27 protein-coding genes are annotated in these 20,104 nt (G+C 36.1%); 15 read left to right on the forward strand and 12 right to left on the reverse strand.

Features of this window, described 5'->3' with window-relative positions; all coding sequences use genetic code 11:
• Nucleotides 1-10: 10 nt before the first annotated feature.
• A complete protein-coding gene (locus AABL52_RS02590; RefSeq protein WP_336182222.1) occupies nt 11-565 on the reverse strand; it encodes a histidine phosphatase family protein in 555 nt (184 codons plus the stop codon).
• 140 nt (nt 566-705) lie between these two features.
• On the opposite strand from AABL52_RS02590, the gene AABL52_RS02595 reads away from it, so the two are divergent.
• Complete coding sequence (locus tag AABL52_RS02595) at nt 706-1,149, forward strand: hypothetical protein (protein WP_144564054.1); 444 nt, start codon at nt 706-708, stop codon at nt 1,147-1,149.
• A 22-nt stretch (nt 1,150-1,171) separates the two neighbouring features.
• On the opposite strand, the gene AABL52_RS02600 is transcribed toward AABL52_RS02595, so the two are convergent.
• Nucleotides 1,172-1,987: a YhfC family glutamic-type intramembrane protease gene (locus tag AABL52_RS02600; RefSeq protein ID WP_144564120.1), complete on the reverse strand. Its 816-nt coding sequence runs from the start codon at nt 1,985-1,987 to the stop codon at nt 1,172-1,174.
• A gap of 99 nt (nt 1,988-2,086) precedes the next feature.
• Here AABL52_RS02600 and AABL52_RS02605 point away from each other — a divergent pair, with 99 nt between their 5' ends.
• The gene (locus tag AABL52_RS02605; protein WP_341518861.1) at nt 2,087-2,818 is read left to right on the forward strand and encodes a MerR family transcriptional regulator; all 732 of its coding nucleotides are present in this window, start codon (nt 2,087-2,089) and stop codon (nt 2,816-2,818) included.
• Between the two features lie 37 nt (nt 2,819-2,855).
• Here AABL52_RS02605 and AABL52_RS02610 read toward each other — a convergent pair whose 3' ends face one another.
• A complete protein-coding gene (locus AABL52_RS02610) occupies nt 2,856-3,434 on the reverse strand; it encodes a YhcN/YlaJ family sporulation lipoprotein (protein WP_097844274.1) in 579 nt (192 codons plus the stop codon).
• A gap of 115 nt (nt 3,435-3,549) precedes the next feature.
• On the opposite strand from AABL52_RS02610, the gene AABL52_RS02615 reads away from it, so the two are divergent.
• Nucleotides 3,550-3,861, forward strand: coding sequence for a YutD family protein (locus AABL52_RS02615; protein ID WP_002073449.1), 312 nt, complete (start codon nt 3,550-3,552; stop codon nt 3,859-3,861).
• 45 nt (nt 3,862-3,906) lie between these two features.
• Here the strand turns inward: AABL52_RS02615 and AABL52_RS02620 are convergent, their stop codons facing one another.
• The 3 genes from AABL52_RS02620 to glpX all read right to left on the reverse strand — a co-directional run bounded on the left by AABL52_RS02620 (nt 3,907) and on the right by glpX (nt 6,031).
• A complete protein-coding gene (locus tag AABL52_RS02620) occupies nt 3,907-4,404 on the reverse strand; it encodes a cytoplasmic protein (protein WP_340423189.1) in 498 nt (165 codons plus the stop codon).
• Between the two features lie 372 nt (nt 4,405-4,776).
• The gene (locus AABL52_RS02625; protein ID WP_000392615.1) at nt 4,777-5,043 is read right to left on the reverse strand and encodes a DUF3055 domain-containing protein; all 267 of its coding nucleotides are present in this window, start codon (nt 5,041-5,043) and stop codon (nt 4,777-4,779) included.
• A 16-nt stretch (nt 5,044-5,059) separates the two neighbouring features.
• Complete coding sequence (gene glpX, locus AABL52_RS02630) at nt 5,060-6,031, reverse strand: class II fructose-bisphosphatase (protein WP_000439090.1); 972 nt, start codon at nt 6,029-6,031, stop codon at nt 5,060-5,062.
• Nucleotides 6,032-6,178: 147 nt separating this feature from the next.
• Here glpX and AABL52_RS02635 point away from each other — a divergent pair, with 147 nt between their 5' ends.
• The 4 genes from AABL52_RS02635 (at nt 6,179) to AABL52_RS02650 (ending at nt 8,859) form a co-directional block, all read left to right on the forward strand.
• Nucleotides 6,179-6,619 (forward strand): DUF86 domain-containing protein, encoded by a 441-nt coding sequence (locus tag AABL52_RS02635; protein WP_097950958.1) that lies wholly within the window; start codon nt 6,179-6,181, stop codon nt 6,617-6,619.
• Between the two features lie 85 nt (nt 6,620-6,704).
• Entirely contained in the window at nt 6,705-7,337 is a 633-nt protein-coding gene (locus AABL52_RS02640; RefSeq protein WP_000503348.1) for a helix-turn-helix transcriptional regulator, read from the forward strand.
• 109 nt (nt 7,338-7,446) lie between these two features.
• The gene (locus AABL52_RS02645) at nt 7,447-8,211 is read left to right on the forward strand and encodes a TIGR01457 family HAD-type hydrolase (protein ID WP_000276470.1); all 765 of its coding nucleotides are present in this window, start codon (nt 7,447-7,449) and stop codon (nt 8,209-8,211) included.
• Between the two features lie 117 nt (nt 8,212-8,328).
• On the forward strand, nt 8,329-8,859 hold the full coding sequence (locus tag AABL52_RS02650; RefSeq protein ID WP_341518862.1) for an iron ABC transporter substrate-binding protein: 531 nt from the start codon (nt 8,329-8,331) through the stop codon (nt 8,857-8,859).
• Between the two features lie 34 nt (nt 8,860-8,893).
• Here AABL52_RS02650 and AABL52_RS02655 read toward each other — a convergent pair whose 3' ends face one another.
• Entirely contained in the window at nt 8,894-9,475 is a 582-nt protein-coding gene (locus AABL52_RS02655) for an NAD(P)H-dependent oxidoreductase (RefSeq protein ID WP_341518863.1), read from the reverse strand.
• A 381-nt stretch (nt 9,476-9,856) separates the two neighbouring features.
• Between AABL52_RS02655 and AABL52_RS02660 the strand changes: the two genes are divergently transcribed.
• The 3 genes from AABL52_RS02660 to AABL52_RS02670 all read left to right on the forward strand — a co-directional run bounded on the left by AABL52_RS02660 (nt 9,857) and on the right by AABL52_RS02670 (nt 14,186).
• On the forward strand, nt 9,857-10,645 hold the full coding sequence (locus AABL52_RS02660) for an ABC transporter ATP-binding protein (RefSeq protein ID WP_341518864.1): 789 nt from the start codon (nt 9,857-9,859) through the stop codon (nt 10,643-10,645).
• Nucleotides 10,629-13,202: an FtsX-like permease family protein gene (locus tag AABL52_RS02665; RefSeq protein ID WP_341518865.1), complete on the forward strand. Its 2,574-nt coding sequence runs from the start codon at nt 10,629-10,631 to the stop codon at nt 13,200-13,202. Before AABL52_RS02660 ends, AABL52_RS02665 begins: the two co-directional genes overlap by 17 nt.
• 504 nt (nt 13,203-13,706) lie before the next feature.
• Nucleotides 13,707-14,186 (forward strand): GNAT family N-acetyltransferase, encoded by a 480-nt coding sequence (locus AABL52_RS02670; RefSeq protein ID WP_341518866.1) that lies wholly within the window; start codon nt 13,707-13,709, stop codon nt 14,184-14,186.
• A 72-nt stretch (nt 14,187-14,258) separates the two neighbouring features.
• Here AABL52_RS02670 and AABL52_RS02675 read toward each other — a convergent pair whose 3' ends face one another.
• Nucleotides 14,259-14,750 (reverse strand): phosphatidylglycerophosphatase A family protein, encoded by a 492-nt coding sequence (locus AABL52_RS02675; protein ID WP_000665100.1) that lies wholly within the window; start codon nt 14,748-14,750, stop codon nt 14,259-14,261.
• Between the two features lie 120 nt (nt 14,751-14,870).
• Between AABL52_RS02675 and yutH the strand changes: the two genes are divergently transcribed.
• On the forward strand, nt 14,871-15,872 hold the full coding sequence (gene yutH / locus AABL52_RS02680) for a spore coat putative kinase YutH (RefSeq protein WP_097843797.1): 1,002 nt from the start codon (nt 14,871-14,873) through the stop codon (nt 15,870-15,872).
• Between the two features lie 60 nt (nt 15,873-15,932).
• Here the strand turns inward: yutH and AABL52_RS02685 are convergent, their stop codons facing one another.
• Both AABL52_RS02685 and AABL52_RS02690 read right to left on the reverse strand, forming a co-directional pair.
• A complete protein-coding gene (locus AABL52_RS02685; protein WP_001125489.1) occupies nt 15,933-16,148 on the reverse strand; it encodes a hypothetical protein in 216 nt (71 codons plus the stop codon).
• Nucleotides 16,149-16,460: 312 nt separating this feature from the next.
• Nucleotides 16,461-16,697 (reverse strand): NifU family protein, encoded by a 237-nt coding sequence (locus AABL52_RS02690; RefSeq protein WP_000431158.1) that lies wholly within the window; start codon nt 16,695-16,697, stop codon nt 16,461-16,463.
• 207 nt (nt 16,698-16,904) lie between these two features.
• Here AABL52_RS02690 and AABL52_RS02695 point away from each other — a divergent pair, with 207 nt between their 5' ends.
• From AABL52_RS02695 to AABL52_RS02705, 3 genes are all read left to right on the forward strand, one after another.
• On the forward strand, nt 16,905-17,213 hold the full coding sequence (locus AABL52_RS02695; protein WP_000248590.1) for a YuzD family protein: 309 nt from the start codon (nt 16,905-16,907) through the stop codon (nt 17,211-17,213).
• Between the two features lie 52 nt (nt 17,214-17,265).
• Nucleotides 17,266-18,060 carry a nucleotidyltransferase domain-containing protein gene (locus AABL52_RS02700; RefSeq protein ID WP_341518867.1) on the forward strand — a complete coding sequence of 265 codons (795 nt, stop codon included), beginning with the start codon at nt 17,266-17,268 and terminating at the stop codon, nt 18,058-18,060.
• A 96-nt stretch (nt 18,061-18,156) separates the two neighbouring features.
• On the forward strand, nt 18,157-18,657 hold the full coding sequence (locus tag AABL52_RS02705) for a hypothetical protein (RefSeq protein WP_423250472.1): 501 nt from the start codon (nt 18,157-18,159) through the stop codon (nt 18,655-18,657).
• Nucleotides 18,658-18,659: 2 nt separating this feature from the next.
• Here AABL52_RS02705 and AABL52_RS02710 read toward each other — a convergent pair whose 3' ends face one another.
• Together AABL52_RS02710 and AABL52_RS02715 are read right to left on the reverse strand one after the other, a co-directional pair.
• Nucleotides 18,660-19,298 (reverse strand): DUF4304 domain-containing protein, encoded by a 639-nt coding sequence (locus AABL52_RS02710; protein WP_341518868.1) that lies wholly within the window; start codon nt 19,296-19,298, stop codon nt 18,660-18,662.
• Nucleotides 19,285-19,755, reverse strand: coding sequence for an SMI1/KNR4 family protein (locus AABL52_RS02715; protein ID WP_341518869.1), 471 nt, complete (start codon nt 19,753-19,755; stop codon nt 19,285-19,287). Before AABL52_RS02715 ends, AABL52_RS02710 begins: the two co-directional genes overlap by 14 nt.
• Nucleotides 19,756-19,844: 89 nt before the next feature.
• Between AABL52_RS02715 and AABL52_RS02720 the strand changes: the two genes are divergently transcribed.
• On the forward strand, nt 19,845-20,012 hold the full coding sequence (locus AABL52_RS02720) for a hypothetical protein (protein WP_016085720.1): 168 nt from the start codon (nt 19,845-19,847) through the stop codon (nt 20,010-20,012).
• The last annotated feature ends 92 nt before the right edge of the window (nt 20,013-20,104 follow it).

The raw sequence follows: 20,104 nt of genomic DNA on the forward strand, positions 1-20,104 counted from the left end.
GAAAGAGATATTACTTGGACGATGCTTCCCATAATCGTTTTATAGTACATTGTTCATCGATTATAATTTCATAAACATCAGGATTTGTTAAAGCTCTCCATTCATTAAAACCAATCGTATGATCAAAGTGCTTTAAAATGAGCGTAAGTAAGTTTCCATGTGTAACGAGTAGTGTTGTAGTATGGTTTAATTTTAAAACGTCTTGGATAAGCGATATAGCACGGTCTGTTGCTTGTTTTGTTGACTCTCCGCCTGAAAAGGCAATATCTATATTTGTAAAAGTAGATTCTAGTTTTTGCAACCAATCGTCCATTGGAACGTCGCTTAATATGCGTTCAGCTAATCGTTCATCTTCTTGGATAGACAAATTAGCTTGGAGTGCATAAGGCCGAATAGAATCGATAGCTCGCACAAATGGGCTTGAAATAATATGATCTATTTGTGGTTGGTTTTCTAAGAGGAATGTAGCAAGAATGTTTGCTTGATTTTTTCCTGCAATCGTTAATTCGGCACCACATTCTTGGCCAATTGCTGAACAATGTCGTATTACAATCAATTTCTTCATAATTCATCCCCATCTTTCAAGTTGACGCTATATACTTCGACAAATGTGGAAAAAATTCCTTTTTATTGGAAACGGGAAACGGCATATTGATTTTAATATGTGGAAAAGTAATGTGGACAACGAATATTTGAGGTGCACTTATGAAAAAAATGATGTGTATTATATTCAGTCTTTGTTTTTTTATGCACTTGTCCACAACATATGCAGAATCGAATACAAAATTAAATTATCCAAGCAACCGAAATAAATTGTTTGTGAGTGAAGATGTATTTTATGAACAGTTAGATAAGAAAATCTACAAAGAATACAACAATGCAGCATATAGCGTTCGGAAAAAGATCTTATTTAAAGAAGTACCTGATGAAGAATTTTCTTTCTTACAAAAAACAGCTGTGGGTTGTCGGAGTAGTGTGGTGTTCCAAGATTCTTTTATTCACCCTGATCGCCAAGTTTATTTTTTCGCGTCCTTTTCTCAAAATGAAGCAGACGAATTTCGTAAGTACATTGTTATAGATGCAGAAACAAAGAAGGAGCTGCGAGAGGGGAAAAGTTATCATCATTACGATAATCCATATGAAAAATAACCCACCAATTGGCGGGTTATTTTTATTCCGGCACACACATTAATTTTTCTTTCATTTTACGAATAAGAATGACAGCACCAATTGTGAAGAGAAGGGTAATTCCTTCTGCAACAAAGATGTTGATTGTTTTTGTTTGGTAAAGTGCCGCGAAAAAGTCTACAAATGCGTGGAATAATATAGCGTAAACAAGGAAGATATATTTCTTCTGTTTTACTGCGTATAAGACAAGCATTGTAAAGGCAATTTGCAGTACTAATGCCATAATTCTTTCTAGGCTACCAAATAAGTATAAATAGGCAGGTTGCTCTATCAACAAGTCCTTAATATGGATCAACTGTGGATATTGTTCAACCATTTGAGCGAAGCTACCGTTGTTAATAGATGTTGCGAAGGTAAGAGTTTGAAGCCCAGCGAATCCGCCAACTAAAATCGATTCAATACCGCCGTGCCCAATTCCGTATGCAAGACCGTCTGTATACTCACGATATTTTTTCAATAAGTAGTAAAAGGCAACGAAACGTCCTAGTTCTTCAAAAACACCAGCAGTTAGTCCGCCATAAAGTGCAAAGACAAATGGATTTTCTAAAATTGGAGCGATTGCTGGATTACCACGCATAAATAGGTGGAACGGTGTTTCGAGAATTTGGGTAAACCCAATAAAAATAAGAACACCAACGCCGACTACTTTCCAATTAATATGATATTTTTTACGAAAATAAACAAACGCAATAATAGGTACCAGAATCGAAAGCACAAGTTGAATTGTGATACTGGCAATTACCGTACTTGAAACCATACTTTCACCGCTTTCTAATATATGTACATATCTATTATGCATGAAATATAGTGGAGATGAAACTTTTAACAAAAAATGAATGTACTTATTGACTCTAACGTTGCGTCATACTTTATCGTATGTATTAAGGGGGAGATACACATGACAATGAAGGTAAAAGAGGTAGCTAATTTAGTTGGAATTAGTGTGCGCACACTGCATCATTACGATGAAATTGGGTTGTTAACCCCAGATGAGACGACAGAGTCTGGATATCGTCTGTATTCCAATGAAAATTTAGAGACATTGCAGCAAATTTTATTTTTTAAAGAACTAGGCTTCCCTTTGAAGAAGATTAAAGAAATTATCATGAGTCCATCATTTGACCGAGAAGAAGCGCTACAGCTTCATAAGAAAATGCTTCTTGAAAAGCGTGCTAGGTTAGATAAAGTGATTGCGACGATTGATAAAACAATTCAGCATACAAAAGGAGAGATTGAAATGACGAACAAAGAGAAATTTGAAGGCTTCGATTTCAGCCAAAATCCGTACGAAGAAGAAGCGCGTGAAAGATGGGGAGACGCAGCTGTAGATAAAGCGAATGAATATGCGAAAGGTATGTCAAAAGACAATCAAGAAGAGTTCAATGCGATTTACAGAAATTTAGCGGCGATTAGACACGGCGCACCAGATTCTAAAGAGGCGCAGGAAGCAATAGGAGTATGGTACGATTACTTGCAAAACTTCGGAGAATATTCATTAGATGCTTTTAAAGGGCTCGGTCAAATGTATGTTGCTGATGAGCGCTTTATGAAAAATATTGATAAGTTTGGCGAAGGGTTAGCACAGTTTATGTGTGATGCGATGGAGGTTTATGCGGATCGTAAGAAATAGTCAAAAATAAAGAAGGTGGAGGTTTTCTCCACCTTCTTTATTTTTTTATCATATCATTCAAAGTCTGATCCCCCGTATTGTTCAAATGAGGATTTTTGCTCATTTCACGTTTTAACATATCAATGCTTTGTGTATATTCTGTATCATTTAAAGCGCCAGATTGAAGTCCTTGAATTTGAGAAATCAACTTTTGGTCTGTTGATACATATGCTTTATAATAGCGAGGGACGATGGATAAAGCTGCTTTATATACTTGGTCTGCTACGAGTTTTGGATCCGTTGTGTTTGCACGGTATACAACAAATACTTCATCGTCGGTAACGAGCGTAGCAGCGTTTGTAACGTCAGGAAGTTTGACTGTCATGCTTGTAATCATTTCAGCGACTTTCTCACGGTTAATGGCTCCTACTTGTTTGTTAGATACTTCATGCTTTTGTTTAGATGAATAACCGACTCTCGATAATCGTGTATTTGTATTTTCCGTATGATACATGTCGTTTTTATTGGAAACAAGAACACGACTTCCTTCTTCACGTTCCATTTCGGCTTTATTCGTTGATTGACAGCCTGCAAATAAGGAAAGAGTGAGGAGAGAGAGTATAATTTGTTTTTTCACGATGTATCACCTCCTTCTTCATAGCATGCACTAATTTTCAATTTTTTGTATTTGAAATTGTTGGTTGGTATGCTTTGTGATACGATAAAAAGAAGAATGCTTAGAGAGGAAGTTAATGATGGAGCAAAAGCAAGAGCAAGAGATGCATGCTACGGTGAGCATTAATAATGTTCAGTACGAAGTAATTAAAAACTTTCGTGATGGTTTTAGTGAAGAAGCATTTAAAGAGCGTTATGCAGAAATTTTAAATAAATATGATTACATCGTTGGGGACTGGGGTTATGAGCAACTTAGATTGCGCGGTTTCTTTGATGATAGTAATCAACGTTCGACATATGATACGAAAATTAGTACTTTATCAGAGTATTTATACGAGTACTGTAACTTCGGTTGTGCACACTTCGTATTACGAAAAATGAAGAAATAAAGAAATCCTCTTACGATTGTAAGAGGATTTTTTGCATATTCTCACTTATAAACAAATTGAGATATAATCGCCTTCAGAAAGTATTGCGTTTGGTTTCATTAGTTGTCCGTTTAATTGAATATCCCCATTTTTAATTTTATCCACAATGCGTGTACGGCTCCAGTCGGAAATATATGTGGATAAAGCTTTATCCATTCGATGGGAACCGAAAACGAGGTCTAATACAATCGTAATTTCAGCTATGCCGTTTTCTTTATGTTGCGTAATGGAAATGGTAGTAGTTGTTTCTGTTTGATCTTGCTGCGTCATGTCGACTGTTTCAACGTGATCAGTAAATGCTTTATAAATACGAAGTTTTTGATTCCATGTATGATCTTTCGGACATTTATAAATGGCAAAGCGGTATATATTTTTTCCATTGGCGTTATGCCTACGAATATTCGTGTCTGTAAATAGGGTAGTGCGTCTGCAATTTTTACAATACTTTTCGATTGTGTTTTGCTCATTTTCATATAAGCTCCAAGAAAGTTGTACTTTCTGCATTTTCCTTCACCTCTTATAGGATTGGTAAAGAAACGTAATACAGCTATTTGGATGTCTTGTAGTATGAAGACATGAGAAATAGACAAAAATAAAAGGAGGTTCCCCAAAGAGGAACCTCCGTAAACATCATACTACAGATGCGTTACGTTCCTTTGTAATGGGAATGGGCAGACTACTCCCTTGAAAAAGCACGGTGCTTTTTTGAGAGTAATGCTATCCAATTGCTGGTCCACTACAAAGTAAATGTCGGCATACGTAGATAACGTCCTTTCTATCCAAATAGATTTATTCTTAATTATAATATAAGGTTTGAAAATTCAAAATACTTATAGTGAAAAAACACCAGCTAAAATAGCTGGTGCCTACGATAAATTATATAAGTTCAAATAAAAATGAGCGTAATTCTTCTGCAATTTCTTCAGTCATAGAAAATGCATGCTCTAAGTAGCCTGGTTCGTTTAAATCGTCAGGACCGATGATTGCAAATTTATTGCGCTGCATATCAAGGACAATTGTTTTACCGTAATGACGATCGGAGTATAAAAGCGCTAAATCATGACGCTCATTTTCTCCCATAAAGCTAACGAAACGAGTTCTTGTAGCGACTGTATCGTCGTACAGAAAGAAACGTTCTTCCATACACATGGCTCCTTTATTAAATATCTAAGTTTAAGTGTGGTTTATGATCTAAATGGTGATGCGTTTTAATGAATCGTACCGTTCTTGTTTTGTAGCGCATAACGATAGAATATGTTTCAGCTAAATCTCCGCCAAGGAATTTAACACCGTCTAATAACTCACCAGCAGATACACCAGTTGCTGAGAAGATTGCATCATCCCCAGATACTAAGTCATCTAACATAAGAAGTTGACGAGGATCTTCTAATCCCATTTCACGACAACGAGCTTCTTCTTCTTCGTTCATTGGAACTAAGCGAGCTTGCATTTCACCTTCAAGGCATTTTAATGCTGCTGCAGAAATAACGCCTTCTGGAGCTCCGCCAATACCTACGAATAAGTCGATACCCGTTCCAGGTAGTGCTGTTGCGATTGACGCACCAACATCACCATCACCAAATAATTTTACGCGTGCACCTTTTGCACGAACACGGTCAATAATATCTTGATGACGTTCACGTTCTTGCACGATAACTGTTAGATCACGAATCTTTTTATTGTTAGCTTCTGCTACAATTTCAATTGTTTTTTCAATTGGATCATCTAAGCTAATTTTACCAGCTGCTTTTGGACCAACCGCGATTTTTTCCATGTACATATCAGGAGCATGAAGAAGGTTTCCTTTATCTGCGATTGCGATAACTGCCATTGCATTTGCAAGACCTTTTGCAACGATGTTTGTACCTTCTAATGGATCAACGGCGATATCTACTTCTGGACCGTTACCTGTTCCTAGTTCTTCACCAATATATAACATCGGTGCTTCATCAAGTTCTCCTTCACCAATTACAACTGTACCTGCCATGTTTACTGAATCGAACATATCACGCATTGCTGTAGTTGCTGCATCATCTGCTTCATTCTTCTTTCCGCGGCCCATCCACTGTGCGGATGCTAATGCTGCTGCTTCTGTTACACGGACAATTTCTAGTGCGAGTTCACGTTCCAAGATTCCATTCCTCCAATTTCAAAAATCATACAAATATAACTATAACAAATAACGGAGAAAAGGTGAATTCGAAAAATTGTCGATTTTTTCAGAAGAAAGCGTTACAATTAAAATGTAAATGCTTTAATTTCCAGGTAGGTGACATTCATGTATTTTGTAGACAGAAAGAAAATAGAACAAATGCTAGTATGTTTAGAACGAGCAACAAGTACATTTCAAGAGAAAAAGATATATGAAACCGAGTTTGAATTTTACGCATTAGAGCGCATAGCGCATCTAATTATTGATACTGTATTAGATGTAGGAAATGCGATGATTGATGGATTTATTATGCGCGATCCAGGAAGCTATGAAGATATTATTGATATTTTAATGGACGAGCGAGTGATAAGTGCAGAAGATGGACAAGGGATGAAAGAAATTATCCTTCTTCGAAAAATGCTTACGCAAGATTATATTCAAATGAATCATGATGAATTATATAAGACGATTCAAAAACATATTGCAGTGGTAGAGAAATACCCAGCAAATATTCGCAGTTATTTAGAAAAGGAATTAGGGCCTGTATCTGCATTTGTACCAGAATAATTATGCTTATAAGATCCCCGGGACTATCTTTTGGGGATCTTATATTGTATGTGAGAAAGTAAGGGAAAAGGGAGAAGGGTTAAGCATGGGGGAAGCACGTACGACGAAAGATGAAATTGTACAATTGTTGAAAGTAAAGGGAGAGCACACGGTAGCGGAACTAGCTGACGTTTTAGAGATTACAGAAATGGCAATCCGAAGACATTTAAGTAATCTCGAGAAAGATGGTTTAATCTATTCCAAGATGGTAAGGCAACATGTCGGAAGACCAACTTATTTGTATGGATTAAGCGAAAAGGGAGAAGATACATTCCCGAAGGAGTATAAGCAATTTGCGATTGATATGCTAGAAGATTTAGCTCGAATGGGCGATGAAAAAATACTTCGTTACGTTTTAAAAGAGAGAACGAAGCGAATGGAAGAACAGCTACAAAAACGAGTGAGTAATCAAAAGAATTTAGCATATAAAGTGCAAGAGATAGCAGCTATGCAAGAGAAAAATGGTTATATGGTTCAAATAAAGAGAGATGGAGAGAACTCTTTCGTAATTGAAAAACAAAACTGTCCATTAAAGGAAATTGCAGAGAGATTCCCGCAAGTATGTGAAGATGAAAAAGAGATGTATAATCGTTTATTTGCAGGAGCAGATGTAAAGACGCTAGCAAACATGTGCGAGGGCGATTGTAGTTGTTCTTACCAAGTAAAAGAGAAAAAATGAACGTTATGGGGCGCTTTAAGGTAAAGCGTTTTTTTCTTTTGGAAAAGCGGGTAATATAAGAGTGGTATGATAAGGTGAGAACGTTAGCATAGAAGGAGAGACATAATCGATGTATAAAGGTTACTTAATTGATTTAGACGGTACAATGTATCGCGGAGAAGAACAAATTGAAGAAGCGAGCGACTTCGTAAAAGCATTAGGAGAGCGCGGCATTCCGTATTTATTTGTTACAAATAACTCAACGCGTAAACCAGAACAGGTGGCAGAAAAACTTGTTCGTTTCGATATTCCAGCGAAAGCAGAGCAAGTATTCACAACGAGTATGGCAACAGCGAACTTCATTTACGAACGTAAACAAGACGCAACTGTATATATGATTGGTGAAGAAGGCTTACATGATGCGCTTGTGGAAAAAGGATTTGAACTTGTGGATGAAAATCCTGATTTCGTTGTTGTCGGTTTAGATCGTGACATCACATATGAAAAATTAGCAAAAGCTTGTCTTGCTGTACGTAACGGCGCAACGTTTATTTCTACAAATGGAGACATTGCCATTCCGACTGAGCGCGGATTATTACCAGGTAACGGCTCATTAACATCAGTTGTAGCAGTATCAACAGGTGTGGATCCAATCTTTATCGGAAAACCAGAATCGATCATTATGGAACAAGCGTTAAAAGTGCTTGGTATAGGAAAAGATGAAGCATTAATGGTTGGGGATAACTACGATACAGACATTTTAGCGGGAGTAAATGCTGGCATGCATACGCTTCTTGTCCACACTGGAGTCACAACTGTGGAGAAGTTAACAGAATACGAAGTTCAACCAACGCAAGTTGTGCATAACTTGACGGAGTGGATTGAGAAGATGTAATGAAAAACAGGTAGCCGGAAGAGGTTACCTGTTTTTTTTTATGCATAATTGCATATGTGCTATCGTTATATAAAATGTAAAATTTATATGTAACGGTATTTTGAGGAGGGAATAAGAGTGTACTGGATGTCATGTATTATGTTTATTTTTACATTATGTGTGTTGTTTTTTGTTCTCTGGAAGATATATAAAATAAATGAAATGAAAAAAGGTGCGGGAAAACTTATTGCAACATATCCTCGAGTGAAGAGACGGTGGATTGCGTTACTTGGACCAGCATATTTTATTGGACAATGTATGTATATATATGCTCAGTACGTAAGTGGAGATATTGATACAGTTGAACAGTTTCTTGTTCAGTCGGGTAGTTATGTTTTAGCAAGTTGTTTTATGACTTTAATAGCTATCCATCTTATTAAAGGTGTACAAATATATGAAAAAGGTGTAGTAGACGGGTTAAACTTTTATTCATACGAAGAATTAAAAGGCTATAAAACATCAACATGGGAAAATCCAAAAGAAAATATATTTTTATATCGCGGGCGAGAAAAAATGAATGACAATGTGAATTTACTTATTAGACAGGAAGATATGAATGAATTAGAAAGCATTCTTCAAAGATATATTCCGAAATTAATGATGAAATAAAAAAACTCCGGTTTTAACAACCGGAGTTTTTTTATTAGAATGCACGATTCACAACATCTTTCACTTCTTCAAGATATTGTTTACGCACACTATCATCCACAGAAGGAACACTCGTATAGAATGTATGCTCAATTGTTTCAATGCCTGTAAATTCAAAAATACCAACATCCGTTGTTTTCTTCATTGCGTCAAACATACCGCCTGCTGTGTATGCTTCTTTCGTATTTCCCATTGTAGATAATAGTAAGCCTTTTTTACCGCTTAATAACTTTTCAATACCATTTTCACCGTAAGCATAAGCGAAGCCGTGGCTAAATACACGGTCAACGTATCCTTTTAAAATAGCAGGAAGTCCTGCCCACCAAACTGGATAAATGAATGTAATGCTATCAGCCCAAGAGATATGCTCTTGCTCTTCTTTAATATCTTCTGGTGTGTTTCCTTGAGAAAATGAGATGAAATCGGAAGCGCCTAATACTGGATTGAAGTTTAATTCGTATAGATCGCGAACGCGTACTTCATGACCTTTTTCTTCTAATTCACTTTTTACCGTTTCTAAAATCGCATGGTTGAAGCTTTCTGTATTTGGGTGTGCATAAACGATTACATGTTTCATTATTCTTCCTCCTATTTGTGGATATGTGAATAGTTTTTTTATTTATCCCGCTTTAATGGGCAGTAAGACCCTCACCTCCAAATTCAGCGAAAGCAAAGAAGTTAGGCGGGGGTCGGGCTGCCCATAAAAGTCCGATTGGTGAGGGCTGATAATCAGTGGGGGATGAAGAAAACCCCACTGATTAAAGTTTCACTTTATGTAACTATTATGGTTACTTCTGTTGTGAGAGTCAACTTTTCTGACGTGAGAAATAAAGTGAAAATGTAATTAGCTAATATGGGATACATGTTAGTATGTGACAAAAAAATACAAAAAAGTAGGAATTTTGCATTCTGAATAGAATATATAGATTGGTAAATAGAGAGAGAAGGGGATATGGGGATGAATATTATTGAAATTGAAAGGTTAGAAAAATCGTTTGATATTGGGGATAGTAAAGTCAAGATATTAAAAGGCATTAATCTTCAAATTCAAAAAGGAGATTTTGTTTGTATTATGGGGGCAAGTGGTTCAGGGAAAACGACTTTATTGCAGCTATTAGGTGGATTAGATATTCCATCGGTAGGTAGTATTCGAGTTGATGGTACAGAGATTTCAACATTAAAAGAAAAAGAGCTCGCTTTATTTAGAAGGCATAAAATCGGTTTTATTTTTCAGCAGTTTAATTTGATTCCAGTGTTTAGTGCAGAGGAAAATGTAGGATTACCTTTACTGTTAGATAATGTCTCGCAAAAGAAGGCAACGGTGACAGCAACTCGTTTATTAGAGCTCGTTGGCTTGAAGGGAAAAGAAAAGTATTTACCAGCGCAGTTATCAGGCGGGCAACAGCAAAGGGTTGCGATCGCAAGAGCTTTTGCAAATGAGCCAGCTATTATATTAGCAGATGAACCAACAGGGGCACTAGATTCGGAAAATAGCAAAAACATAATTGCGGCACTTCGCAATGCGTGTGATGAATTAGGGCAAACAGCTGTCATTGTAACGCACGACCCTTTCGTAGCGGCCCATGCGGATAAAGTTGTTTTTTTATTAGATGGTGAAGTGATACATGAACATGCTGAAAGTAAAGGGTGGAAATTTCGAAATATCTCGCAACAAGTTACTCACATTCAAGAGATTATGAATCGTCACTTTAAAGTAGGAGGTAAAGGTGATGCGATGGGTAATTAAGTATGCAGTAAAATCGATGAAACAAAATTGGTTACGTAATATGTTGATTGCTCTCGGTGCAGCTTTAGGTGTTATGTTAGCGACGATGTTATTACTAGGCAATCAATCAGTAGAGAAAAGTGTGAAAGAACAAGTAGTAAGCCGGTATGGAGATTATAATTTGCAATTTGGTTATATAAAAAATGATATGTATTTAAATAATGAAAGTTTAAAAGGAATAGATGGCTTAGAAAATGCTGAAAAAATATCAAAAGTACTTATACCATATCCTTTTCCAAATTATAAAGAGTTATCGGGAAAACCGTCCTATTGGGGTGTGGAGCAAGATTCTCCAGAAATGCATTCTTATAAAATATTAGAAGGACGATATCCGAAAGAAGGTGCTGAAGTAGCGCTGACAAAAGTATATACAGACCGTGAAAATATACGGTTAGGAGATACGATTCAGTTGCCATTTCCGCAGCATGGAGAAAAGAATGTGAAAGTCGTCGGGATTTTAAATCCGCCGTTAATGGCAGCAATGGGGCATAGTGCGTATTTTCCAATTCATTGGCTTCAAAAAGAATTAAATCTACCAAATCAATTTAACCTCGTTCAAGTTAAAACAGCCGATGTAAATGTGAAAAGAGCAATTGCTCTTGATGTAAATAAGAAGATAGAAAATATAAAGGTGGATCAACGTACTTATGTTGATAAGGCGTTTGAACGACTAAATGTAATGAAGCCTTTAATTTTTAGTTTAGGTGGTATTGCTTTATTTGTTGTAGCTCTTTTAATAATGGGAAGTTTCTTCTTATCTGTTAGAAGTCGATTTAAGCAGTGGGCATTATTACGTGCGCTCGGTAGTAACCCAAATCAAATTATAGTCGTCGTTTTATTAGAGGCTTTATGCATCGGAGCAATCGGATCGCTAGCAGGAGTTATTCTTGGAGCAGGTACGCAAACAATCGCTGCATCATTCATTAATAAATGGGTGAATATTGAGGGCGCAGGGAAAGCATCATTCTCGATTTCAGGCGATATTTTACTCATTACCTTTTTACTAGGGATTGTTATGTCTATCATAGGGGCCATTATACCAGCTTTCATGGTTAGAAAGATTCCACCAGTTCAAGCACTTCGGCCTGGTCTTCCTAGTAATGAGAAAAAAGAAAAAAGATGGAGTGCTTTTAGCCTTAGCATTTTAATCATTGGTACAGTTATTGGACTCACGGGTAGCGTATTAGAGCAGTATATCGGTTTTAATCCAAGTGCGATAGGAGCGCTTTTATTTGCGGTCGGTTTGTTATTGGCGATTCCGTTATTTATTCGTATGATAGCACCAGTGATTGCAAAACCGTTTCAAATGATCTTACGAATTGAAACGACGATTAGTAGTCGGAATGTAATTCGTTATCGAAACAAGGCAGCTGTGTCGGTTGCTATACTAGCATTTGGTTTTATGTTAGCACTTGTTGGAACGATGTATGTAAATTCTATGTATGAAGGTATGAAAAAAGGGTTACAAAAACATTTACCAGCGGACTTAGTAGTAAGAATTCCAGTAGAGTCGCAAGGAATAGAAACATTACCGTTTAGTTGGATGGAGAAGGTTAGAAAAATTGATGGTGTGGAATCGAGTGTTGGGAATGCTACTGACTTTACAGCAAAGCTTGTGAATTATGACTTTAAAAAAGCGAATCAAGAGTGGTATGAATTTATGAAAAAAAACAATTTGAACTATGATTCAATGGAAGTTGTAGGTAACGATATTGTAGCGTACCAGAAAGTAACAAAGGCGAAAGTGATTGCAGGACAACCTTTAAATAAGCCATTACAAGATGGTGAGGGAGTCATTACGAAAGAAGTGGCTAAAAATTTAGGGCTTCAGTTGCATGATACGGTTGACGTACAAGGAAAAGGGAAAGAAAAACAAAGAATTAAAGTCGTTTCGATTATTGAGCAAGGATTAAGGTTAAGGAGTTTGGATATTTTTGTGAATGAACAATGGGCTCACGATAAGTTTCACGTACAAGGATATGAAGCAATTCAAATTATGATTAATTCTAATCAATCATTTGAAGGGATTAAGAAGCAAGTAAAAGAAATTACAAAGAATAAAGAGAATGTAGAAGTTATAAACAGTTATGATTTATTGAAAGAACAAGAGCAGTTATTATCGCAAATGATGATGTTAATTCGCTTGTTAGTTGTAATTGTTTTCATTATTTCTGGCATAGGATTAATGAATGCAATTGTCGCAAGCTTGCATGAAAGACGTGCTGAAATTAGTATGATTCGTGCGGTAGGAGCTATTCCGAAGCAAATGAGAATGATCGTTTTATTAGAGGGAACTTTACTTGGAGCGATAGCTGGTTGTATCGGAATTTTTGGTGGGATTATGTTTAGCTATATCGTGTTATCAAGCTTAGAGTTAACGGTTATTATTATTCCGTATAATCAAGTTGTCATACTGGCTCTAGCTAGCGTGATGCTTGGAGCGGGGGCAGCATTGATTGCGTCATTACAATTAAGAAAGTTTAAATTAAGTGATACTTTAAAGGAGTTATCAGCATAAAAGATTGCTATACCCCACTCATACAAAGAACAAAGAAAACAAATAAAATAATAACAATACCAATGCCGAAGTTAAATACGAGAGTACTATCCATATTATGTAACCTCCTTATTTGAAAGTAAAAAGCACTCTAGCCAAGAGTGCTTTTTTTATTTTGAGTCTACTTCACAACTTTTAGAAAAAGATTCATGTGTGTAAAGAGTTACATTATTTTATGTATTTATACTTTTAAATGAGTAAGTCCTTGTAAGATATAAAAAAAAAGACACTCTTTTGAGTGTCTTTCATGATGACAAAATGTGCCAATTGCTTGAGTTTGATAAGGCGCTAATATCCGTTTTAACGCCTTTTCTTTGATCAAGAAGTGTAGCAACAGCGATTCAAATAAATTGTACCATTTGATTTATAGGTGTGCGTATGCAATTGTGCATATTCCTATTAGAGGGAAATGAGGCACGAAAAATGAATGAGTATATATAGAATATTCGATTAGGGGAGAGAAGGATGAATATACATAAGTTAACGGTAGAAGAAGCAAATGAGATAAATACGTGGGCGTATGAAGAACCTTATGATTTGTATAGTTTTTCAGGAGAGGAAGAAGCGATAGAAGAATTATTAGATGGGACGTATTACGGTTGTTGTGACGATAAGGGGGAGTTTATCGGCTATTTTTGTTTTGGGGAAAATGCACAAGTGCCAGGGGGAAGAGATGCTCATTTATATGATGGAGAAGATGTAATTGATATCGGACTTGGCATGAAGCCAGCGTTAACAGGGAAAGGGCTGGGAAAAATGTTTTTTCAAGCGGGGATAGCATTTGCTGTTAAAGAATTTAAGGCGAAGACGTTTCAACTTAGTGTAGCGACATTTAATACAAGAGCAATTACGCTATATAAAAACATAGGTTTTCAGCAAGGTCCTATTTTTTTGAGCCGCGGAAGAGAATTTATGCTCATGGAATATGAAAGACCGTCAGTATGAAACTGACGGTCTTTCATGTTTTATCCCGCTTTAATGGGCAGTAAGACCCCCACTGATTAAAGTTTCACTTTATTATTCCGAATGCTCAGCTCTATGTGCTAAGCGGCTTGAAGCAGCGGCAGCAATTCCGCCAACGATATCATCAAGGAATGTATGCACCTTTCCAGATGATTTATCATTTAAGAATTCTAAAATACCAGGTTTTAATTTATCGATATATCCAAAGTTTGTGAAACCGATAGAGCCGTACACATTAACGATAGAAAGTGCGATCACTTCATCAATTCCGTATAAGCCTTCATCACGTTTTACGATATCTTGTAACGGCTCACTTAACATTCCTTTTTCAGCAAGAACATCGAGTTCGATACCAGTAATCAGTGCGTTTTGTACTTCACGTTTTGATAATACACGCTCAACGTTATAACGGCATTCTGACATCTCTAAATTTGGATGATATTTTTTTTGAAGAAAATGGACAAGCTCAGCAATATCGTCAATTGTTACACCGCGCTCTTGTAATAGTTGTAATGCTCTTTCTTGTAGTTGATTCGATTCTTTCATGTTTATCACCTTTTTTTCTTTTTAGTATTTGTATACGTTTCGTTGCTTTATCATGTGCATAGGAATGAAAGGCGAGCACAAGCTCATATATATAAAGAAAAACCATAGGTGGCGACTGCGATGATTCATCATATTTATGAGCATTATCACATGCATGTTAAAGAATTAATCCCCCTTGGCCCCTATAAAAGCTTTTGGATTCGCAACAAAATTTATGTACTTGTTCCAATTGGAGAAATGGAGGAAGAAGTACTTGTAGAGATGAAAAAGCTCAGTGACTATATGAACCAGCAAGGGGATATAACTGTAGCGACTTTCGTTCCGACTATACACGGCTACTATGTATGTGAGATAGAAGAACAAAATTACTGCTTATTAAAAGGTATGCGTGCGTTAGAACGACATGCTACGTCATTAGGAAGTGAGCTTTCTATATTCCATAAACGAGGTGCATTCTTTCCAGAAGAAGTTGAGCAATTAAGCCGCATTGGTGAATGGAAAGCGTTATGGGAAAAAAGGCTCGATCAATTAGAAAAGTTTTGGCAATCACAAGTGATGAACCACCCTACAGACGTATTCGATCAATTGTTTATTGAATCCTTCCCGTATTACTTAGGAGTTGCAGAAAATGCAATTCAATATGTTGTTGATACAGAAATGGATGATACGCCGCAACTAACTGATGCAGCAACAATTTGCCAAGAACGATTTACACCCTTATTATGGCATCAAACGAAGCGTCTCAAACTTCCTTTCGATTGGGTGTATGATCACCCAACTCGAGATATGGCAGAATTAATCCGCTATATGATGATAGAAAAAAAGAAAGACTGGGAGCAAACAATCGTTCAATTTGTTACAGACTATGAACGAAATTATTCGCTATCCTCATTTGGTTGGCGCTTATTATTTGCAAGGCTTCTTTTCCCACTTCACTACTTTGAAACAGTCGAACGATATTACCAAACTGGAAATGAAGAACAAAAAAGCATATATAGAGATCGCTTAGAAGCCATTTTACACGATGTGAACCGCTCTGAGCAATTTATGAAGCACTTTTATGGCTCACTTCGTTTACCGGTCGATAAGTTAGGGATTAGGAAATTAGATTGGCTATCTTAAAATATAAAAAAGAGACCGATTGAGGTCTCTTTTTTATATATCACAATTGTATGTAATACATTATGCCCCTACCTGTTGATCTGCACATATATTTAAAATGAATTGATGTCTTTCAATTTTTTCATTTACTTTACTCAATAATTCTTGCTGGATTTCTTTAAATAAAAATTGATAACTTGCATTCCATGTTGGTATAACGGATGAAAGGTCTAATAAATACTCTTTTTTCTTTTCTAGTTCTTGAATTGTTAAGAAAGTGTTCCCCATTTTTGGCATGTGTCGTCCCCCTATGTTTTTTTCTGTATATGTGTGAACGATTCTATAGTATTAATTATCTCACTTTTTGAGAAGGATTTCCAATTTTGTTTTATGATGTTAAAGGAGAAGTGTTATTTGAATAAAAAAAGAGACCCATTTGGGTCTCTTTCTAGGAAGTGATTCTGAACGAGCCGCTTCCGCTTTTAATTAATATCTAGCTCCAGCGGCTAAAATGTTCGGTGGCTTCGCTTCTTCCGTCGAGGCAAAAAGCACCTCTATGTCAGAAGCTCCATCCTCCTCACATTTTGAACGAGCCGCTTCCGCTTTTAATTAAAATACTTGTTCTACTTCAATAACGCCTGGTACTTCTTCTAGTAATGCGCGTTCGATACCAGCTTTTAGTGTGATTGTAGAACTTGGGCAGCTTCCGCAAGCACCCATAAGGCGTAATTTTACGATACCTTCTTCAATGTCTACTAATTCAACGTCTCCGCCATCGCGAAGTAAGAATGGACGTAATTTATCTAATACTTCTAGTACTTGTTCTTCCATATGTGGGTTTTCCATTTTTATCGACTCCTTTCATCAGTTTTATTATAATCAAGATAGAGGGGAAAATCTATTTTTTCTGTTCTTGTTTTAATGTCGAAATTTTTTATCATGTTTACAACGTGTTTTTTCAGTATAGGGGTAGGGAATAAGTTTGTAAAATGATGTGCTTATGTACTAAGACATCTGAATATACTGTTGAAACAAGAAGTGGGGGGAGAAGAAATGGTTAATGTGCAAGTGTATGGGACGAAAGTAATTTGTGCGAGCTGCGTTGGAATGCCATCTTCAACAGAAACGTTTGAATGGCTACAAGCGGCGATTGGTCGTAAATATGAAGGACAAGAAAATAAATTTAATTTCGAGTATATTGATTTTCAAGAAGAACAAGAAGATGAAGATAAAAAAGCATTCGCAGAGCGCGTAGTGGAAGAAGATCTATTTTATCCGGTCGTTCTTGTAAATGGAGAAATTGTTGGAGAAGGAAATCCTCGTTTGAAGGATGTTTACGAAGAAATCGAGAAATATTTATAAAGCAGGAAGCCTTTGCGAATTTGCAAAGGCTTTTTTTATTGGAGGGATAGTTGTGGAGAATGTAGTAAAGCATGCGTTACCAAAAGAAGTAGAGCAGTTGATGGAGCAGTACATAGTAGGGTTAAAAGAAATTTTCTTAGACGAAAAAATAGTCGGCGTATATATTTACGGATCTATCGCGCTCGGTGCATTTCATGTGGAAACGAGCGATGTTGATTTTGTTACGGTAATAAGTGATTCCGTGAATGAGGCTGAAAAACAACAACTTGTAGAACTACATAAGAAACTTAGTAGTAGTACGTTAGGTAAAAGAATGGATGGTATGTATATTCCGCTTGCTGATTTAGGGAAATACAATGATGAAATGAATGAGTACGTGTATTGTGCAGATGGCAAGGCGGATATAGGACATTGGGACATTAATGCGGTCACATGGTGGACATTGAAAAATCAAGGCATTACAGTTACCGGGAAAGAAGCGGGAGACCTTTCGTTTCAAATAGGGTGGGATGATGTAGTAAATACGATGAAATACAACGTAGAACAGTATTGGAGTGGAAAGGCCAAGCAGCCATATTTATTCTTTATAGAAGAATGGGTAGAATCAGCTGTCGTTACGATGGGGCGTATTTTATATACGTTAGATCATAAAACAATCGTTTCAAAAGATAGAGGATTGCAATACTTGTTAGAATGTTCAGGGGAAGAATGGGAGCTTTTATTAAAAGAAGTAGCGAGAATAAGGCAGAATCCAAAAGAAAAGCGAATGCTCTCAAGGTGGAGAAGGGCAGATATGACGAGGAAGTACTTAATGTATTTAATTGAAACATGTAGAGAGAAATGGTAGGGAAAAACAGACGATACAGTAAATTGTATCGTCTGTTTTCGTGTTAAAAATGGTATATAATGGTTTAAAAGGTTTAATTATACTGGAGGGGATAGGGTGAACACAGAATTAGCTACATATGAAGAAAAGATTGATGATTTTTCTAAGCTAGAAGATTTAAGTGCTTTAAGTAAGTGTCCGCAACTCAATACCTTTTACATGGGCGGTGGGATAAATACAGCGATGAAAGTACAAACTTTACAACCACTCGCTGCATTACAGCATTTAAAAAAACTTACTCTTATGAACTTAAAGGTTAAAGATGATTCGTTAGAACCTTTAATTCAATTAAAAAATTTACGGGAGTTAAGTTTATCTAATCAATTTAAGGTGGAAGAGTATGCAAAATTATCTGTAGCATTGCCATATACGGAATGTGAATTTTTCAAACCATACGTATATATGAACGATGCAATAGAAGGAAAAAATATAATGGTGACTGGGAGAAGAAGACCACTCCTTAATTCGAAAACGGATACGGTAAAGATACAAAAGTATGAAGAGCAATTTAAAAAGTTACAAGAGGAATATAAAGCACTAGTAGAAAGTACAATGTGAAATTACATTGCGTTTTCTACTAGTTTTTTCATATACATATCAACTTCACGAAAGAATACTTGCTCTTTTTTCTCGGTATTAAGATGTACAGCACAATACAAATATTGCTGTAAGTAACGGTTAGCTTGATCGTACTGTTTTAAGTTGTAGAAAGAGAAACAAGTGAGAAGCAGAAATGCTTTTTCCTGTAATATTGGAACGACAGCTAGTACCGGAGTAATAGCGTGTATATTTGTTTTTGCTAAATTTTCATAAGACGCCCACACTTGAAACCAGTCGAAAATAGTAGAAAGGTAATTCGGAATGTCGATAGTTTCATGTGAAACATTATGCAATGGACGGTTCTTTTTGATGTTTATAGGGTCTATTCTCGTTTGTAGAATGCAATCGAATATTGAAATACTTTCTTTTATTTGTAATTGATCCGTAATAAGTTGCGGGAGACCAATTGGATGAACCACGATGTTTATATAAAAACTATCTCCAAACTGGCTTTTTTGTATGTTAATGAGCTTATAAAATCCGTTTTCAGCTTTGAAAAATGTATGTCTTTTCTTCTTAAATCCAAGTGGTTTTAAAGTAGTGTGCAAATTTGAAATGAAATTTTGCTCCTCTTTAGAATGAAGCTTACTCTTCGTCATATTCGTACGTAGTTAAGTTTTGTAAGAAACTTTCAAAGTTAGGTGCTAATTCAATAATTTGCTCCACCTCATTATCGATAAATATAACTGGAGGATTTTCAGCAACATTTCGATAGTCTAATGCAATCCATGTATGTCCGTCCCCAGATAAAAGTACGAGATTCTCAGGCATTTCCCATTCTTGAATTAAATAACGGCTCTCTAAAATACTAGATTCATTTTCATCAAAAGAAATGCCATATAGGCCAGACACATTAACGTGATCGTCTGCCCAAGAATTTGGTTCTGAAGTAGGGTGAACATCTAAGCGAAGAGTTCCTCCGTTTTGTTCTTTTAGAAGATTTATGTACGATTCTGGAAGCTTCACATTTAATACTTCTTCGGCTTTTTTTATTAGTTCGTCGTTAATAGGTGCTAATTTTAAATAGTCATCTTCTGTCCAAATTGTAGTCTTCATATTGGATCACCTCAAATAATAGTTTTAAGAATCTTATGTCATATATTATAGTTAGTTTGAATAACGAGCAATAGAAAGAGGGATAAAATATGGATGTATTCGAATACCTTGATCATGTGAATTCTAAAGAAGATTTGTTGGAGTTTCTTATATATCTCCAAAAGGATTTTAAAATGAATAAAGATGAATGGGAGCCTGAATGCATAGCGGAACGTATAGAAGATGTTATTGAAAAAGTTAAAGGTAGTTTAAAATAGTGAAAAATTAAGTGGATGTTTCAAAATAATTTTGGAACATCTTTTTTATGATTATGTAAAATGTTTAACTTAGTGTATTAAACGTATCATTC

Source organism: Bacillus paramobilis (genome assembly GCF_038096195.1).
Taxonomy (GTDB): Bacteria; Bacillota; Bacilli; order Bacillales; family Bacillaceae_G; genus Bacillus_A; species Bacillus_A mobilis.